Origin of the sequence: Sphingomonas melonis, assembly GCF_013409985.1 — a bacterium.
GTDB lineage: Bacteria > Pseudomonadota > Alphaproteobacteria > Sphingomonadales > Sphingomonadaceae > Sphingomonas > Sphingomonas melonis_A.
In genome coordinates, this window is the sequence record NZ_JACCBY010000001.1 from 943,323 (window position 1) to 959,324 (window position 16,002).

The 16,002-nt window shown below is 64.8% G+C and carries 16 protein-coding genes; 8 read left to right on the plus strand and 8 right to left on the minus strand.

Annotated elements, in window-relative coordinates; all coding sequences use genetic code 11:
• The first annotated feature begins 82 nt into the window (after positions 1 to 82).
• From HD841_RS04550 to HD841_RS04565, 4 genes are read left to right on the plus strand one after another with little or no spacing between them, the layout of a single operon-like run.
• Positions 83 to 2,440: a glycoside hydrolase family 3 N-terminal domain-containing protein gene (locus tag HD841_RS04550; protein ID WP_179507658.1), complete on the plus strand. Its 2,358-nt coding sequence runs from the start codon at positions 83 to 85 to the stop codon at positions 2,438 to 2,440.
• Positions 2,441 to 2,494: 54 nt separating this feature from the next.
• Positions 2,495 to 3,898, plus strand: coding sequence for a GH1 family beta-glucosidase (locus HD841_RS04555; protein WP_179507659.1), 1,404 nt, complete (start codon positions 2,495 to 2,497; stop codon positions 3,896 to 3,898).
• 47 nt (positions 3,899 to 3,945) lie between these two features.
• Positions 3,946 to 4,665, plus strand: coding sequence for a SapC family protein (locus HD841_RS04560; RefSeq protein WP_218845361.1), 720 nt, complete (start codon positions 3,946 to 3,948; stop codon positions 4,663 to 4,665).
• A gap of 11 nt (positions 4,666 to 4,676) precedes the next feature.
• The gene (locus HD841_RS04565; RefSeq protein ID WP_373562927.1) at positions 4,677 to 6,206 is read left to right on the plus strand and encodes a tryptophan halogenase family protein; all 1,530 of its coding nucleotides are present in this window, start codon (positions 4,677 to 4,679) and stop codon (positions 6,204 to 6,206) included.
• Positions 6,207 to 6,554: 348 nt separating this feature from the next.
• Here the strand turns inward: HD841_RS04565 and HD841_RS04570 are convergent, their stop codons facing one another.
• The 5 genes from HD841_RS04570 to HD841_RS04590 all read right to left on the minus strand — a co-directional run bounded on the left by HD841_RS04570 (position 6,555) and on the right by HD841_RS04590 (position 7,881).
• Positions 6,555 to 6,794: a hypothetical protein gene (locus tag HD841_RS04570; RefSeq protein ID WP_179507661.1), complete on the minus strand. Its 240-nt coding sequence runs from the start codon at positions 6,792 to 6,794 to the stop codon at positions 6,555 to 6,557.
• A 108-nt stretch (positions 6,795 to 6,902) separates the two neighbouring features.
• Positions 6,903 to 7,112 carry a hypothetical protein gene (locus HD841_RS04575; RefSeq protein ID WP_179507662.1) on the minus strand — a complete coding sequence of 70 codons (210 nt, stop codon included), beginning with the start codon at positions 7,110 to 7,112 and terminating at the stop codon, positions 6,903 to 6,905.
• A 39-nt stretch (positions 7,113 to 7,151) separates the two neighbouring features.
• Positions 7,152 to 7,319 carry a hypothetical protein gene (locus HD841_RS04580; protein ID WP_179507663.1) on the minus strand — a complete coding sequence of 56 codons (168 nt, stop codon included), beginning with the start codon at positions 7,317 to 7,319 and terminating at the stop codon, positions 7,152 to 7,154.
• Positions 7,320 to 7,367: 48 nt separating this feature from the next.
• Positions 7,368 to 7,619, minus strand: coding sequence for a DUF6894 family protein (locus tag HD841_RS04585; protein WP_179507664.1), 252 nt, complete (start codon positions 7,617 to 7,619; stop codon positions 7,368 to 7,370).
• Positions 7,620 to 7,662: 43 nt separating this feature from the next.
• Positions 7,663 to 7,881 carry a hypothetical protein gene (locus tag HD841_RS04590; protein WP_179507665.1) on the minus strand — a complete coding sequence of 73 codons (219 nt, stop codon included), beginning with the start codon at positions 7,879 to 7,881 and terminating at the stop codon, positions 7,663 to 7,665.
• 375 nt (positions 7,882 to 8,256) lie between these two features.
• Here HD841_RS04590 and HD841_RS04595 point away from each other — a divergent pair, with 375 nt between their 5' ends.
• A complete protein-coding gene (locus HD841_RS04595; RefSeq protein ID WP_179507666.1) occupies positions 8,257 to 8,649 on the plus strand; it encodes a hypothetical protein in 393 nt (130 codons plus the stop codon).
• A gap of 224 nt (positions 8,650 to 8,873) precedes the next feature.
• Here the strand turns inward: HD841_RS04595 and HD841_RS04600 are convergent, their stop codons facing one another.
• Positions 8,874 to 9,158 (minus strand): hypothetical protein, encoded by a 285-nt coding sequence (locus HD841_RS04600; RefSeq protein ID WP_179507667.1) that lies wholly within the window; start codon positions 9,156 to 9,158, stop codon positions 8,874 to 8,876.
• A 969-nt stretch (positions 9,159 to 10,127) separates the two neighbouring features.
• On the opposite strand from HD841_RS04600, the gene HD841_RS20850 reads away from it, so the two are divergent.
• The gene (locus tag HD841_RS20850; RefSeq protein ID WP_179507668.1) at positions 10,128 to 11,168 is read left to right on the plus strand and encodes a cache domain-containing protein; all 1,041 of its coding nucleotides are present in this window, start codon (positions 10,128 to 10,130) and stop codon (positions 11,166 to 11,168) included.
• Positions 11,169 to 11,412: 244 nt separating this feature from the next.
• Here HD841_RS20850 and HD841_RS04610 read toward each other — a convergent pair whose 3' ends face one another.
• Together HD841_RS04610 and HD841_RS04615 are read right to left on the minus strand one after the other, a co-directional pair.
• Positions 11,413 to 13,326 carry an AAA family ATPase gene (locus HD841_RS04610; protein WP_179507669.1) on the minus strand — a complete coding sequence of 638 codons (1,914 nt, stop codon included), beginning with the start codon at positions 13,324 to 13,326 and terminating at the stop codon, positions 11,413 to 11,415.
• A 407-nt stretch (positions 13,327 to 13,733) separates the two neighbouring features.
• Positions 13,734 to 14,060, minus strand: coding sequence for an ArsR/SmtB family transcription factor (locus HD841_RS04615; RefSeq protein ID WP_179507670.1), 327 nt, complete (start codon positions 14,058 to 14,060; stop codon positions 13,734 to 13,736).
• 190 nt (positions 14,061 to 14,250) lie between these two features.
• Between HD841_RS04615 and HD841_RS04620 the strand changes: the two genes are divergently transcribed.
• Both HD841_RS04620 and HD841_RS04625 read left to right on the plus strand, forming a co-directional pair.
• On the plus strand, positions 14,251 to 14,994 hold the full coding sequence (locus tag HD841_RS04620) for a hypothetical protein (protein ID WP_257015224.1): 744 nt from the start codon (positions 14,251 to 14,253) through the stop codon (positions 14,992 to 14,994).
• A 111-nt stretch (positions 14,995 to 15,105) separates the two neighbouring features.
• On the plus strand, positions 15,106 to 15,987 hold the full coding sequence (locus HD841_RS04625) for a 3'-5' exonuclease (RefSeq protein WP_179507671.1): 882 nt from the start codon (positions 15,106 to 15,108) through the stop codon (positions 15,985 to 15,987).
• Positions 15,988 to 16,002: the final 15 nt, after the last annotated feature.

The following is a 16,002-nucleotide window of genomic DNA, read 5'->3' on the forward strand; positions in this document are numbered from 1 at the left end:
CCTGCTGCGGACCGTCCGCGGTCGGGAACGGGCTGTGGAACGTCGGTCGATCCAATTTGGAAGCGATGCTGGAGAGAACGAGATGAAGTTGACCCGTCGTTCGATGATGGCGTCGTCGGCCGTGGTGCTTGCGAGGCCGGCCCTTGGACAGGAGCGACCTGCCTACCGCGATCCCCGAGCGCCCGTAGCGCTTCGTGTACGTGATGTTCTGAGCCGGATGACACTCGAGGAGAAGGCGGCGCAGCTGCGCTGCATCTGGTTCGAGAAGGGCAAGATCCTGGACGCCAGGACCAGTGCGTTCTCGCCGGAGAAGGCCGCCGTGGAGATGCCCCACGGCATCGGCCAGATCGGCCGGCCGTCCGATACGGCGGGAACTCCGAGATTCACCGCCTCCGCCTTCCGCGAGCCCGCCGACGCGATCAGGTTCATCAACGATGCGCAGCGCTATGCGATCGAGCGGACCCGTCTGGGCATTCCGCTCCTGTTCCACGAGGAGGCCGCACACGGTTTGGCGGTCAAGGGAGCGACGAGCTTCCCGATCCCGCCCGCTCTCGGCAGCACGTGGGACCCGGCGCTGATGGAACACGTCTTCACGTACGTGTCGCGACAGGCTCGCGCCCGTGGCGCGACCGTCGTGCTTGCGCCGGTTCTCGATCTGCTGCGCGACCCGCGGTGGGGCCGGTCGGAGGAGTTCTACGGGGAGGATCCGTACCTCGTCGGTCAGTTCGGCACCGCCGCGGTGCGTGGACTGCAAGGGCCCACCCGCCCGATCGCCGCGGACCGCGTATTCGCGACGCTGAAGCACTTCATCCACGGCACCCCTTTGAACGGCGTCAACATCGGTCCTTCCGACATGTCGGAGCGGATGCTGCGCGCGAGCTTCCTTCCTCCCTTCGCCAAGGCGATCAGGGAGGGGCATGCCGCGATCATCATGCCGTCCTACAACGAGGTCGGCGGCGTGCCGTCACATGCGAACGAGCATCTTCTGCAGGAGATCGGGCGAAAGCTGCTCGGCTTCGAGGGGGCCTACTTCAGCGACTACGGAGGCGTCGAGGAGATCTCCGGTCTTCATCACATGGGACGGGACAAGGACGACGCCGCCGTGCTGGCGATGCGTGCGGGCGTGGACGCGAATCTTCCGGAAGGCGACGCCTACCGTAACCTCCCCGCGCTGGTCCAGGCCGGACGCATCCCCATCGAGGCGGTCGATGCGGCGGTCGGCCGCATACTGGCGCTGAAGTTCGAGGCCGGCCTTTTCGAGCACCCCTACGTCGACGAACGACGCGCCGCCCGCGTCCTTGCGGATCCCGCCGGACCGGCGCTCGCTCGGGCGGTGGCGCAGAGGGCCATCGTCCTTCTCAAGAATGACGGCGTTCTGCCGCTGGATCCGAACCGCGCGATGAAGCTGGCGGTAATAGGCCCCAACTCCGTCGACGCCCACCTGGGGGGATATGCGGGTCTGCCCGACAGGGCGGTGGGCGTCCTCGAGGGGATCAAGGCCGCCACAGGCGGACGCATCACGATCGAGCAGGCTGACGGGACTTGGATCACGCAGCGCGACGACCGCGGAAGGCCGCTTGCCGGTCAGCAGGTCCACAGGGTGCCTGAGGGCGGCAACGATGCGCGCATCGGCGAGGCGGCGGCCTTGGCCGCCCGATCGGACGTGGTGCTCCTCGTCGTCGGCGACAACGAGGAGGTCACCCGGGAGACGACGAGCGCCTTTGCGCCTGGCGATCGCAACTCCATCTCGCTGTTCGGTGATCAGGACAAGCTGGTGGATGCGGTGCTCGCCGCCGGAAAGCCGGTCGTCGCTCTGCTGCTGAACGGCAGACCGCTGGCCGTGACGAAACTGGCGGACAAGGCGAACGCCCTTCTCGAGGGATGGTACCTCGGCGAACAGGGCGGCAACGCCGTGGCGGACGTCTTGTTCGGCAAGATCAATCCCGGCGGCAAGCTGACGGTCTCGATGCCACGAACGGTCGGGGACTTTCCCGTCTACTACGATCGTCAGCCCTCCTCGTTCAAGAACCCGTACATTGAGGGCAAGATCGAGCCTCTGTTTCCTTTCGGCTACGGACTGAGCTACACGACCTTCGAGGTGTCGGCCCCCCGCCTGGCAGCGTCCTCCATCGCGGTCGGGGAGACCGCGAGAGTTGAAGTCGACGTGGCGAACACGGGCAGGATCGCGGGCGACGAGGTCGTCCAACTGTACATCAGGGATGACGTGAGCTCGGTTCCGCGACCGGTGCTCGAACTTCGCGGCTTCCAACGGGTCGGTCTGAAGCCAGGCGAGAGAAAGACGGTGGCGTTCGAACTCGCGCCGGACGATCTCGCCTTCTGGGACATAGCGATGAGGTTCGTCGTCGAGCCGGGTACATTCACGATCTCGGCGGGATCGAGTTCGGCGTCCCTGAAGTCGATCAGCCTTACGGTTGCGTGATGCGCGACGCGTTCCACCATTCCGCCACGGTCCGGCGCTCCAGGGAGATTGAGGATGATCACGCGACGCAAGCTGGTGGGGGCGGCCGGTGCCGGAGCCGCCCTCGGTCTGGCAGGACCGGTGCTTTCTGCACCGACGAGGTTCGACTTTCCCAAGGCGTTCCGCTGGGGGTGTTCGACCGCGGCGTATCAGATCGAGGGCGCGGCTAGGGAGGATGGCCGCGGCGAATCGATCTGGGACGTGTATGCCCGGACTCCGGGCAAGGTGAAGAACGGCGACACCGGAGACGTCTCCTGCGACGGCTACCATCGGTATCGGGAGGATGCGCAGCTCATCCGCGACCTAGGTGCCGGGGCCTACCGGCTCTCCATCGCCTGGCCGCGGATATTTCCCGAAGGCAAGGGGACGATCAATCAGAAGGGGCTGGATCACTACAGCCGCGTGATCGACGATCTGCTCGAGAAGGGCATCGAGCCACATGTGACCCTGTTCCACTGGGACCTTCCAACGGCGCTCCGGAATGGATGGCGGGCTCGGGACACCGCGATGGCGTTCGCAGATTACGCGGCGGTGGTTGCCCGCACGTATTCGGATCGCGTCGGCCACTTCATGACGGTCAACGAGATCCAGTCCTTCATAGACAACGGCTACGGCGCCGGCACCCATGCGCCAGGCATGCAGCTCGGCACCGCGGAACTCAATCAGGCCCGCCACCATGCGTTGCTGGCGCATGGGCTGGGCGTCCGTGCGATCCGTGCGAACGCCCGTCGCCCGGTTCAGGTCGGCTGGGCGGAGAACGTCGTCACTCCGGTGCCCGTGGTCGAGACGCCCGAACATGTCGTCGCGGCGCAGAAGGCACTCCGCAGACTGAATGCGACCATCACTGGTGCCATCCTCACCGGGCGATACGCGGCGGATATGAACATGCCACCCGTCGTTGCCGCGGGCGACATGGCGATCATCTCCAGCCCGATCGATTTCGTCGCTCTCAACGTCTATTCGCCGATCTACGTGAGATCCGCGCCCGAGGTCGCGGAGGGCTACGCCATCGTTCCACGGCCGCTAGGCTTTCCCACCATGGGATTGGATTGGCTGACCGTGGGGCCCGAGGCCGCCTACTGGGCCGCTCGTCACGTCAGCGAGGTCTGGAAGCCCAGGAGCCTCTTCATCTCGGAGAATGGATGCCCGGGCGCCGACACCCTCGTCGACGGACGGGTGGAGGACACCGACCGCATCATGTTCCTGCGGGCGTATCTTTCAAACGTACAGCGCGCCGTCGCGGAGGGGTATCCGCTGCACGGCTACTTCGTCTGGAGCCTTCTGGACAACTTCGAGTGGTCGGAGGGCTACACGAAGCGCTTCGGGATCCACTACGTGGACTATGCGACGCAGCGACGGATACCGAAGCGCAGCGCGCAGTGGTATCGAGAACTTATCCGACGCGGAACGCTGGTCTGATCGGCGAGGCTGCGAAGGAGCAGCCGTTCGGCAGGAAGATAGAAGACGTGGTCAATCAGGTGTTGCTGAACAACCTCGATCACGCGGAGTTGCGGGTCGCCCTCGAGCACGGTCGCGCGTTCGGCGACTTTTCGAACCAGATGGAGATCTATCCCACGGAGATCGAGGAGGCCGCACGCGAGTTTCCGATCGTGATCCGGAAATCGCCGGACGATGGTAGCTACGCCACCGTCGTACTGCTCGGCTTCGACGAGTCCGAGAACCTGTTCTTCGAAGGGGATCGCTGGATCTCCCGCTACGTCCCCGCGGTACAGCAACGAGGACCATTCTCGATCGGAATGTCTCGCGGTCCCGATGGCGAGGATGCGGAACCCATGATCCACATCGATCTCGATGATCGGCGCGTGCGAAGCGATTGCGGCAAGGAGATCTTCCGCTCGCACGGGGGCAACTCGACCTATCTCGAGGGGATCGCCGATCTCCTAAGGACCCTTTACGTCGGCATGAGATCCGCGCCCGCATTGTTCGAAGCCTGGGATAGGGAGGGACTGATCGAGCCCGTGACCTTGGACGTCGAGGTGGAGGAGGGGCGGCGCTTCCAGGTTCCGGACTGCCACGCGGTCCGGGCCGAGCGGCTTGCTCAACTCGACGGCCAGGCCCTCGAGCGGCTTAATCGATCCGGGCATCTCGCACCCGCCTTCTTCGCGGCATCGTCGTTGCGGAACGTCGCCCGTCTGATCGATCTCAAGCTTCGGCGGGATGCGTGAGCGGGGCACCGGTGCGCCGCGTCGTCATCGCGGGCGGCGGAACGGCTGGATGGACGGTCGCGGCGGCCCTGGTGAAGGAGCTTGGTCCGCTTCTGACGATCACGCTGGTCGAATCCGACGAGATCGGTTCGGTGGGTGTCGGCGAATCTACAATTCCGACCGCCCGCGGGTTCCACGATCTGCTGGGGATCAGCGAGCAGGCGTTCATGGCGGCGACCGGCGCCAGCATCAAGCTCGGCATCAGCTTCGAGAACTGGTCCCGTATCGGCGATCGCTACTTCCATCCTTTCGGCATCACGGGTCGCGGCACATGGATGGCCGGTTTCCAGCATTACTGGCTGGAGGCTCGACGTGCCGGTTTGGCGGGCGCATACGCGGAGTACTCGGCCGAAAGCTACGCTGCGGCGTCGGGAAGGTTCGCCAAGGGGCAACCAGGCGATCTGGCCTACGCCTACCATCTGGACGCGGTCGCATACGCGCGTTTCCTGCGGACGCTCGCTGAACCCGCCGGCGTGCTCCGCGTCGAGGGGAAGATCGTTTCGGTCGAGCTCGACGGGGAAACCGGCGACGTCACGGCGCTCCGGCTGGATCGCGGCGAGCGGGTGGAGGGCGATCTGTTCCTGGATTGCACCGGCTTCCGCGCGCTCCTGATGAATGCCGTTGGAGCGCGGTTCGACGACTGGTCGCATTGGCTGATGACGGACAGCGCCCTCGCCGTGCAGTCGGAGGGCGGCGGAAAGGTGGTGCCGTACACGCGGGCCATCGCCCACCCGAGCGGCTGGCGCTGGCGCATCCCACTTCAGCATCGCGTCGGCAACGGCATCGTCTACGCGTCGGCGTTCCTGGACGTGGACGGCGCGCGCAACCAGCTTCTCGCGGGGCTCGACGGGGTTCCGCTTACGGAACCGCGGCTCGTGCGTTATGTCACCGGGCACCGGCCGGAGCCCTGGACGGGTAACTGCATCGCGCTCGGCTTGGCGGCCGGCTTCATCGAACCACTGGAGTCGACCAGCATCCACCTGATCCAGACGGCCGTGACGCGGCTGCTTCAGAGCTTTCCTCTTGCCGGTGTAGCTCCTGCGATCCGCGCTCGCTTCAACGCCGTCTCGTCCGACGAGTGGGCCCATGTCCGCGACTTCGTGATCCTCCACTACCATGCGACGGAACGCGACGACTCCCCATTTTGGAAGGCGTGCCGCACCATGGTCATACCCGACAGTCTGGGGACGCGGCTCGATGCTTGGAGGGAAGGCGCCCATGCATGGCAGACGGGTGAAGATCTGTTCAGGACGGACAGCTGGGCGCACGTCGCGCTCGGTCAACGGATCATGCCTCATGCCTGGCATGAACTCGCCCGCGCGATTCCTGAAACCGAACTCGGACGTGTTTTCGAGAGCCTCGCCGCGGGTGCGCGGCGACGGGTCGCCGATCTGCCGGATCTCGGAGAATTCCTAAGACGGTATGCTCCAGCGGAGATGACAAACTACACGTTCAATGACATCCGACGATCAGGTCTGTCATCCAGTAGCGATCCCGGTTGACCGCTGCCATGGCAGCGATGGACGCCAGATAGTGATTGGACGTACGGCAAGGTGCAGCGCACGACAATGCGGCCTTGGCTTCTTCCGTTTGGCCGGCTCTTCACGTGCTTGCCCATGACCACCTACGACACGATCCGCTGGCTGCGTGCGCGGTCGGGTCGTCGCATCTGTGAGCGGCGCGAACGAAGCTGGCCGGCAACACGGTTCGGCGTTCTTAAGGTTCGGCGATCTGATGCCGCATCGCGCACCCTCTGACCTAATGGACGCCGTAGTGCTCGTTGCCATGATGAACTCGAACGACATCGCAGTGAACGCAAGCAGCGCGTCGGCAAAAAAACATTAGAGCGATCAGCCGTCAGGCTGCCAACCACGCGCTTTCCGCGTCTCGATAGCAGAGAACACCTTACCATCGGCCTGCTGCTTACGAAGATGGGCGCGAACGGCTTCGGGGTCGCTCTCGTGCGGGAGGTTTCGGTCGGCGCGGGCGGCTTCGGCGATTTCGTCCACCCGATCCCCGCGGCCTCGTTGCGTCAGCAGCCATCGACCGAACGGGACTTCCGGCCCAGCCTCGTGATCCTGGTCGATCATGTGCGTACCTCATCGTGGCGCGAGGTGTACCAACGTAAAACAAGGATGGACGCCACGAGCATCGCAGCGAACAGCAGGAAGACGGTCAGCTGACTATGCACTTGATCGTCATCTGTCGAGGTGCGGCGGGTAGGACGGGCCCAGTGGGGTGAGCTGCCACTTCCCGTCACGGAACCGCATCAAACCCTTCGTCTCGATGCCCTTGGTCGACGCATCGGCAATGTCCACCGGCATGGCCCAACACTCATCATCAGCCGATGCTCGATCCGATTGCGCCTCTTCGGTGATGGTGGGGCCGCTGGCGAACTCAGCGTTCACGCGCCTGTCCCATCACTGCCCCTTTGCACGGGTCACTTCCTATTCAGGGTCTCCGGCGACGGCATCTTTACCGAATGCCTCCGCTGCATCGATTATAGAGGTCAGGTCGTCCGCGTTCAGCCTGCTGTCTTCATCCACCAAGTCGCCTTGATTGAACGTGGCGCGGAACAGGCGCAGACGGACGAGCGAGGTTTGAAAGTCGGCCATCAACGATCCTTTCGGCGCTGGTTGTACCGGCTGCTGGAACACGGTTGCTCATGATGTGATGCTCTGGCCTGCGGCGGATGCCTGTCCATCAAGAACAATCTCCCAGAGGATCAGTCCCCTCGCGTCTGTCACGGTCACGCTCCAAGGGCGCGAATCCCAGAAGGTTTCCGGTGCATCCTCCATCATCTGGCCGCAGGTGCGGATCGCATCCTTCCGCGCCTCCATATAGCTAGGGTATTCCACCCCCTCGGTATCGGTCGTGCGGATGTCGGTCTGAGTGTGGAAGTAAAAGCGCATCATTGACTGCCCGCATGGAGGTTCGCGATCAGGTTATCTGGAATGATCAATTCGGCGTCGCCGGTGTGACCGGCTGCGCCTTCGGCCGCGCGCCTGCTCGCTGCGCTGCTTGCCCCGGCAGAGCTTGGCTCCCGACGGGCGGGCCGTTCGGCTCTTTTTCGAACGCGCGAACCGCAAACCAGATGGTCAGGATGCTGACGACGAAAATCAATCCCAGGAGGATTTTGGCCGTGGTGCCAGGGCTCTTATGGCCGCGCACTGTCATGGTCTCTCGCCTTGGCTATCGATCAGCGGAAGCCGAGCGTCGCAAACACAACGACCTGAGTCTGCGATAGGACCCCGACTAAGTAGTTGATCTAAGGCAGCTTCTGCGGCGCTGGTATTATTTCTGCGATGGCCGGCCTATCGCCAATGTGCCGGTACGAACGCTGCCATGTCGCTCAGACGCCCCCTTGGCGCTGACAAGTCAGACTTACGCCTCGATCAATGCGTCGTGACGGCCCTGCGATTCGATGAGCGTTGATATCCGTTTCGACGCTGCTCGCTTCGACGCCTGTCGACTGCTGCAACCGCTCGGCCAGGATCAACTGCGATGCGGCGGGTCAGCCACCGTTCAGCAGGGCAGCCTTAGAGGATGATCATGCTTAGATCCCTGCTCATAGCGACGGTTGCCCTTGCCACGCCGGCCGTTGCTGCTCATCCCGACACCCCAGAGATCCAGCTGGAGACGGCGTTGGCCGGACGTGTGGCTGGAAAGGCGACGAACTGCATCACGCTGTCCGGCGTCAATTCGACTCAGATCATCAACGGCAAGGCGATCATCTACCGGGCTGGTAGTCGGCTGTACCTCAACGAACCCCGTTCGGGCGCCGAGTCGCTGCGGGACGACGACATTCTGTTCACTCGGACGTTCGGTTCGCATCTGTGCAGCATCGACACGGTCCGACTGATCGACCGCGGCTCGCGCGTCCCGCGCGGTTTCGTGTCGCTGGGCCGGTTCGTCCCGTACACAAAGGCGAAGAACCCGGCCTGATCGCTGACGTGCCAAGGCGGGATTCGGCGGCGGAGTCGCCATGCGATGCCCCGTTGCGTACCACCGTCGATACCGCCACGGCTGAACATCGCTCTGCCCGGTTGCTTGTCACTCCCGCCGGCAGAGCGCCCATTGGCGGCTGCTAGCCGTCCTTGACGAAGCACCCGTCCTCGCACCGTCATCTCGTTGGCGTGGCACGGCTGCTGAAGCGCCACCACATCGTCTTAGCTGCCGCGTAGCAGGCGGATACAGTCTGCTTCATGTGGAATGGTCATCATCGCTTTCGGGCGGGCAGCTGCAACCAGCCCGTTCGGGTCGCAGGTGAACATCGTGAAGCCCACGGCCTTCGCCGCCCGCTGCCGGAATACTGCAACGGCGAATCCCGGCTGGCCCGAAACGTCGAACCACATCTCACCTTTGATCGGCGCACGCTCGCCGACCTCGTGCTTGTCCGGCGTCCAGTCGCGGAACTCGGTCAGCGAGACGACGCAACGGTTGTGCGGTTCCACTGCCGATCGCCGCCATTGTGGAAGCCCGAGATCCCGAACGTTCGCCCTCGGCCAGGCGGTGCCACCGCCAGGCACCTACAACATCAGTCCGACGGACCGACGGCTATTCTTCTCCCGGACGATGAACGCCCTGCTCTTGGGGAAAAGCTAAGCCGGGTCCTTGTCCGGCCGCGCCACATCCGACGCCCGGTCGCGCAGACGCGTTCGCACAGCGTCTCGGGTTCGCTCGACACGCAGGCTCGATTGCACATTGGATGGGTCTCTACCGTTCATGCTTCGAGACCATCATCGTCGTTGGCGCAGATCGGGCCGGTGCCACGAGCAGCGAGGATCGCGCTCAACTGCTTCTTGATGCTCATGCCCGCCGTATGACTCAAGACGTTTGGGTAGCCTTCGTGCAACAACCTCTCCCTGATGTCGCTGACCGAACGGCAGCCTCGCGCACTCGGCCGTGTCGTCCTCGAACAGCGTCCGGCGGCGCGGTCTGGCGGCGACGAGGTCGTCGAGCATGATGCCGGCCTTGGTGTACTCATGACCATCCCGCCAAGCCCGTTCAGCGCCACGACGCTATGTCGATCAACTCCAGGCTGTCGTTCGTCATCGGGTGCAGGGTGACCGCGCGCGATCCGACGTATTACGGACGATCGGCTTGTGCAGGTTGGTGGGGATAGGCGGTGAGCTTCGCGGCGACGAAGCCATGCTGCCGCACCTTCTCACCGGCCTGCGGAGCATATTGGCTGAGCGCCCCATCAGTCGGTCGAACGTGGTCACCTGTGTCCCGAATGATCGCGTCACGGCCGTACCCTCCCGCTGCAGTGCCACCATCTCGGTGACGGCTGAAGAGACTCCGCGTAGGTCGCCACGAGTGGGCACGCCGAATGCCCCAGAGGTCCTGGTGGATCGCGACGATGGATAAACAGTGATTAATCTTTCCGGGTTAGCCCGTCACGGTCTTTCGGAAAGTGCCACATGCCCCGTCGCATCCGTTCATTGTTGGAGTCGCTCAGCCGAGAGGTCACGGCCCACGCGACCAAGGCGGAGACCATCGCGGGACAGACCAACCTGCTGGCGCTCAACGCCACGATCGAGGCGGCCCGCGCGGGCGAAGCCGGCCGCGGCTTCTCCGTCGTCGCGCAGGAGGTGAAGACATTGGCCGGGCTGGCGAAGACGTCGGCTTCAAGCTTCCGGGACGAGGTGCTCGGCCATCTCCGCCACGGTTCGATCATCGCGGAGGAGCTCGCCCGCGACATCGAGGGGGGGCGGCTCGCGGATCTCGCACAGTCGATCGCCGACACTCTGGCCCGCACGCTCTATGACCGCTCGATAGACATCAGGATGCTGGCGACCGACCAGTCGATCTCGGAAGCCCTGATGCTGGACCACGCATCCGAGCGGGCCGAGGCACGGGCCTTGAGCAGGTTGCGCACGCTGCTGGAGTGCTCACCCTACTTCCTCAACGCGTTCGTGGTCGATGCGGAAGGAGACGTCGCGGTATGCGCCCATGACAACGCCGCCGTACGGAACGTGAACTTCAAGGGCTACGTTCAGTTCGAGCGGGTGATGTCCGCTCCGCTTGGGACCGGCTGGATGACCGATGAGGTCTGGAGAAATCCATGGTCTGACGACCGTTGCGTGCTGGTCTACGTTGCGCCGGTCCGCGTGGATGGTGCCACCATCGGCGTGTGCTACCTCGAATACGATTTCGAGGGGCAGGTCGCCGGGATCATGAAGGTCATCAGCCGCGCCACCGGCAACGCGATCGCATCCATCTTGGATTCCACGGGCCGGGTCATCGCGACGACGGGGGAATACCTCTATCACGAGCGCTACCCACACATGGTCGGCGACGGCACGGACGTCAGATCGATGGACGGGTTGAACCTCGCCCAGGCGCACGTACGGGCCGAACAAGGCATAAGCGGCCTCGATCTACGCTGCGTCATCGAAGAGCATGTAGCCACGGAGCAGGAAATCGCGCGGGCTCTTCTGGACCGGGCGCACGCCATCTGAGGCCAATTCCCGGGTGAGCTTGCGGCATCCCGCCGCGGTGGTCAAAGAACGGGCGGGATGCCGGCCGCCGGAATGGCGACGCCGCACCCAATGCCTACGGACCACGCAAGCCACAAATTGGTAATTTTCGTGAGCGCCATCGGACCGGTCACTCATGGACGGGATCATGCATGCACCGCTAAATCGGCGCCGTTCAGCTTACCGCCTCGTGAAATATCGTTTCGGTGCGCGTCGGATCGTCGACTCAGCTCCGATTCCGGATCGCTTGCGTGACCCCGGCGGCGATGTCGGCCAGCAACGCGGCCCGGCCTGGATCGAGCAGGCGCAGGGCGGGATCGGAGTCGAGCATGTCCAGCAGTTCGTATGCCAGTTCGACCTTGGGCAGCTTCTGGCTGGTGACGCGTTGGTATCCCGCCTCCAGCCATTCCATCCGCATTGCGCCAGGCATCGCCTCGGCACCCAACTTGGCGGAGCCTGGATGGTGACGGTCGATGAGCGCGTCGACCGCTCGGAGCAGGATCGTAGGCTCGACGAGATCCTCGAGTTCCAGCCCCTGCCCATCGGGGGTTTCCAGAACGATGACCCGCGTGTCGGGCACGCCACTGCGTAGAAGCGCGGCCTTGATCTTCCTTCCGCCGGGATCCCCATCGACCAGGAACGCGATCGCGGATGCTTCGGCCGGAACGAGCGGGGCGAGTTCGCGCGCCGCCGATGAGAGGTTGGGAACGATCTGGTATCCCAGCGTCTGGGTGCCGAGCGCCTCCCGGATCAGCTGCGGCAGGAGCAGCATGTCGGCCGGTCCCTCGACGCAGAGGGCGTGGCGGGTCGGGAAGAAGGCCATCGTCGTCGCACCGAGGCCGAAGAGGAGCGGGGAGAAGCCGCCACCCTGGATCGCCCAGAACTTGTTCGTGATTACGCTCGTGGTAGCATCGGCGCCTTGCGGGTGGACTAGGCGTACGCCGTGTCCGAGATCCTCTGGCAGGCATCCTGCCGAGTGGGTCGTGTAGATCACCTTGGACGCGACCCGCTGGTTGGTGAGCATCTGCACGAGATCCGCCTGCGCGTCGTAGTGCAGCCGCTGCTCCGCCTCGTCGATTAGGAGGATCGGTCGCTCCGATCGATTGGTCGAGACGAACGCGAACAGCGCGACGAACTGCCTCAATCCGTCGCTGCGCTCCGCCAGGGAGGTGAAGTCCGCGTTCTCGTTCCTTATCTGCACGTCGACGCTGGCGGCGGACAGGCGCAGTGCTACCCGTATGCCCGACTGACGCCAGGCTTCCCCGAAGCTCCCCTTCAGCGCTACGTTGGCCCGGTGCTCGAGCGTCGTCAGCCGTGCCGAGCTTCCGGAGTCGATGGCGTCGATCAGCTGACCCGTGTTCATTCCGGCGAGTTCGAGGAGCGATGCAAGCGCACGTGGTACGGCTCCGCGCAATGCGCCGACGGAATACGACGATGCAAGCTCGCGCGCCTCTTCGTCGAAGAGCAGGATGTCCGGCACGCGGCGCCACAGCGTGTCGATGGCGTGTCGTTCCGGCGAGGAAGCCTCCTCGAGCGTGACCAGCTCGGTCCAGAGGTCCGTCACCGCTACGGTGGAGGCGACCTGCTCGAATTCGTCACGGTAGGAGATGAGTTCGCCGCTCGTCTCCCGCAGTTCGGCGAGCATGGCCTTCGAGAGGTTGGGCCCCGCGCCGGACAGCTTGGCTATGGCCTTTCGTAGCTTGTCGGGAAGGTCGTCGGCCGTCTCGCCGACGGTCGTCTGGAAATCCGCGTCCTCGAGAAGTTGGAGGGTGGCATCGATCGTGGTTTGCCGATGCCGGATGTCCCGCTCGGGAACGGGGGGATCGAAGCCGTAGGTCTGCTCCCCCTTGCGATCCTTGTTGACGCTCATCCACCGGGGGCCCGTCAGGCGGGCTGCCTCCAGATCGTCCTCGTCGAGGAGGAAGTTGCCGACGATCTCTACCGCCTCCTCGTCCATTCCGCGGGCCACGTCTTCGAGCGCAAGCGCGTCCGAGTTTCCGAGCGAGGCGATCGCGTCGAGGATGGACGATTTGCCGGCCTCGTTGGGACCGACCAGCGCGAGCACCTTGCCGTTCGTGCGCAGCATCGTCTTCTGCGAGAATCGCCTGAAGCCAGCCAAGGTCACCGAGAAGAGTTCCATGCGCCGATATTAGCGTGACGGGGCTTCCCGGCAACGCCCCCCGTGTGCTTGGCGTCACGGGTGAGTGCGTCGATCGTGCGAGGCTTCGTTCCGAAAGTGGCAATGGCCTCCTCGTTCGCGGGATTGCGTCGTTCGGCATCACGGCGGTGCACGTTCCGTACCGGAGTTTCGAGGTCGGCGCTTGCCGGAGGGCGCCGTCGATGTCGCCGCGTCGATGCGCGGAGTTTCGCATCAACGTACCACCGGGACGGTGAACCTACCGGGCTTCGTTCCGGCAGGGACAGGCCGGGACGGCATGCATCGGAGCACCCCGTCGGAAGGAGGACAGCGCGGGGGATTCGGTGACTGACCACCGGTTAAACGACGATCGGATGCGGGTTCGACCGATCTCAGCGTGCTTGTTCGAGTCAGCGGTGGGTCGAACGCCGGTCCGTCGCGACATCGCTGGCCTTCGTTACCGCGTCCGGCCGGGCCGCCAGCATGAGGAAGTCGCTCAGGCCTGCGACCGCGGCGGTTTCGGCCTTGTAGATCACGGACCGGCCGACCTTCTGGGACGATAGTAGGCCCGCAGCCGAAAGTATCGCGAAGTGCGAGCTCATGCCGTTCTTCGATACCCCGGCCGCCTTGGCGATGTCGCCCGCGGTCATGCCTGCGGGCAGCCGTTCGACGAGTCTGCTCCAGACCTCCAGTCTAGTCGGCTGCGCGAGTGCGCTCATCACCTGCATGGCCTGCATGTTTTCCACCTCTTACTGATACGCGAAGCGATCACCCCCGTCCAAGGTCTGATCCGCGATATGGTAACGGCATGCTAACCATACAACTGTTCCAGAACTATTGAACTATCTTTCGCCGTCTCCATATTGGGGGTCCGAGGTTGTCGAACCCGACGGCCGGCGCCCCATGGCGCTTAGAGGGAGCAGTGTGATGGACGTTGACGTTGCAGACCGCCCGACCAAGCCGATCGCTCGTGGGATCGTGGTGCTCGATCCGTTGGCCGAGGACGCGCCGACCGATCGCCAGGTGGTGACCACCGACCGCGCGATCTGTCGCGTCGCGCTGGTGGCCGCGGAGGCCGGTGCGCGTTTCCAGCGCGACGGAAACCCCCGGGACGCGATGAGCTGGATGCTGGCCCCGAGGCGGGTCTTCGATGGGGGTAGCGCGATGGAGGCGTGTCTGCGGCGTGACGCCTGCGAGCGCGGTGTGCTCGTGCATGGCCTCGGGCTCGGCCTCGACGTCGAGCGGGAACCGGTCGACGCGTTGCTGGCCGACGACGACGATGAGGAGTTCGACGACGCGGAGTCCGAGTACCTGTACGGGGCCGACGACGGGGCGGCGGGCCGCGCCGACCGGTCGCGTTCCGTGCGTTCCACCAGGTTGCGGTTGTACACGGCCACGCTTGTGGACACGCGCGACAACGTCATGGTCCAGGCGTTCCATGCCTCGATGGCCCGGAACATCTACGAGGTCCGCGCGCGGCTCACCGGGCGCTTCGGCCCGGACCTGGCGGCGGTCGCTGACATCCGACCGGGGATCCACAGGGCCTCGCCGGTGGTGGTGGCGCTCGTCTCGGACGCCGTGGTGGAGCTCATCCGCCGCATGCAGCGCGACCACGCCTCTCCGGCGGCGCCCACCTTCGCGGTCGACATCCAGCAGTGCATCCAGGCGTGACGAGCCGTCCGCGTAGTTCGCCCTGCCGCTGACCGGCAAGGCGGTCTTCGCGGACGGACGGCCGCCGCATTCCATGCGGCGGTGACGAACGCCACCGATAAGGAGTGAACCATGGATATGCAGACCGAGGTCGGCCGCGATGACGCGGCCGACGCGGGGGACGTGCGCGTACTCCACCCGCTGCGGCTGTCGGAAGGTTCGACGGGAGATGGCACCGGACGCGGGCCGTTCGTCGGCGTGGCGGTCGACGTCGAGACCACCGGGCTGGACCATCGGACCGGCAAGGTGATCGAGCTCGCCATCCGGCGCTTTCGTTATGACCGTGACGGTGTCATCACCGATGTCGACGAGGCCTACGAGTGGCGCGAGGATCCAGGTGCCCCCCTGAGCCCGGAGATCATGGCGCTCACCGGGCTCACCGACATCGATCTCGTCGGGGAGGAGATCGACGAGGGCGACGCCACGCGCCTCCTGCGCTCGGCGAGCTTCGTCGTCGCGCACAACTCGTCGTTCGACCGGGCCTGGGTGGAGGCCCGACTTCCCGATGCTCGGGGACTCGCCTGGTGCTGTTCCATGCGTCAGGTCGACTGGAAGGCCCGGGGCTTCGACGGCAGGGTGCTCGGCTACCTTCTTGTGCAGAACGGATTCTACCACTGCGGGCACCGTGCCTCGGCCGATGTCGACGCGCTGATCGAGATGCTCCGACATGTTGACGGCGGCGGTCGTACGGCATTGTCGGAGATGATCGAGCGGGGCGCCAAATCCAGCTGGATCGTGCGGGCGAAGGGAGCGGATTTCGGGGTGAAGGATCTGCTCCGTGCCCGTGGCTACCGGTGGGATACGGAACGCAGGGTATGGTGGCGCGAGGTCGCCGAGGACGATCTCGTGCCCGAGCAGTTCTGGCTCGCCGCCAACGTATACGCGGTCGAGGCCAACCCCAAGGCGATCTGTCCGGACCTTGAGCAGGTCACCGCCCGCACCCGGTTCCTGTGAGCCAGGGAGAAGAAG

Bases quoted from the DNA above. Each gene is read 5' to 3' on its own strand.
- HD841_RS04550 (WP_179507658.1), top strand. From the start codon at position 83: ATGAAGTTGACCCGTCGTTCGATGATGGCGTCGTCGGCCGTGGTGCTT.
- HD841_RS04555 (WP_179507659.1), top strand. From the start codon at position 2,495: ATGATCACGCGACGCAAGCTGGTGGGGGCGGCCGGTGCCGGAGCCGCC.
- HD841_RS04570 (WP_179507661.1), bottom strand. From the start codon at position 6,794: ATGATCGACCAGGATCACGAGGCTGGGCCGGAAGTCCCGTTCGGTCGA.
- HD841_RS04580 (WP_179507663.1), bottom strand. From the start codon at position 7,319: ATGGCCGACTTTCAAACCTCGCTCGTCCGTCTGCGCCTGTTCCGCGCC.
- HD841_RS04585 (WP_179507664.1), bottom strand. From the start codon at position 7,619: ATGATGCGCTTTTACTTCCACACTCAGACCGACATCCGCACGACCGAT.
- HD841_RS04590 (WP_179507665.1), bottom strand. From the start codon at position 7,881: ATGACAGTGCGCGGCCATAAGAGCCCTGGCACCACGGCCAAAATCCTC.
- HD841_RS04595 (WP_179507666.1), top strand. From the start codon at position 8,257: ATGCTTAGATCCCTGCTCATAGCGACGGTTGCCCTTGCCACGCCGGCC.
- HD841_RS20850 (WP_179507668.1), top strand. From the start codon at position 10,128: ATGCCCCGTCGCATCCGTTCATTGTTGGAGTCGCTCAGCCGAGAGGTC.
- HD841_RS04610 (WP_179507669.1), bottom strand. From the start codon at position 13,326: ATGGAACTCTTCTCGGTGACCTTGGCTGGCTTCAGGCGATTCTCGCAG.
- HD841_RS04615 (WP_179507670.1), bottom strand. From the start codon at position 14,060: ATGCAGGCCATGCAGGTGATGAGCGCACTCGCGCAGCCGACTAGACTG.
- HD841_RS04620 (WP_257015224.1), top strand. From the start codon at position 14,251: ATGGACGTTGACGTTGCAGACCGCCCGACCAAGCCGATCGCTCGTGGG.
- HD841_RS04625 (WP_179507671.1), top strand. From the start codon at position 15,106: ATGGATATGCAGACCGAGGTCGGCCGCGATGACGCGGCCGACGCGGGG.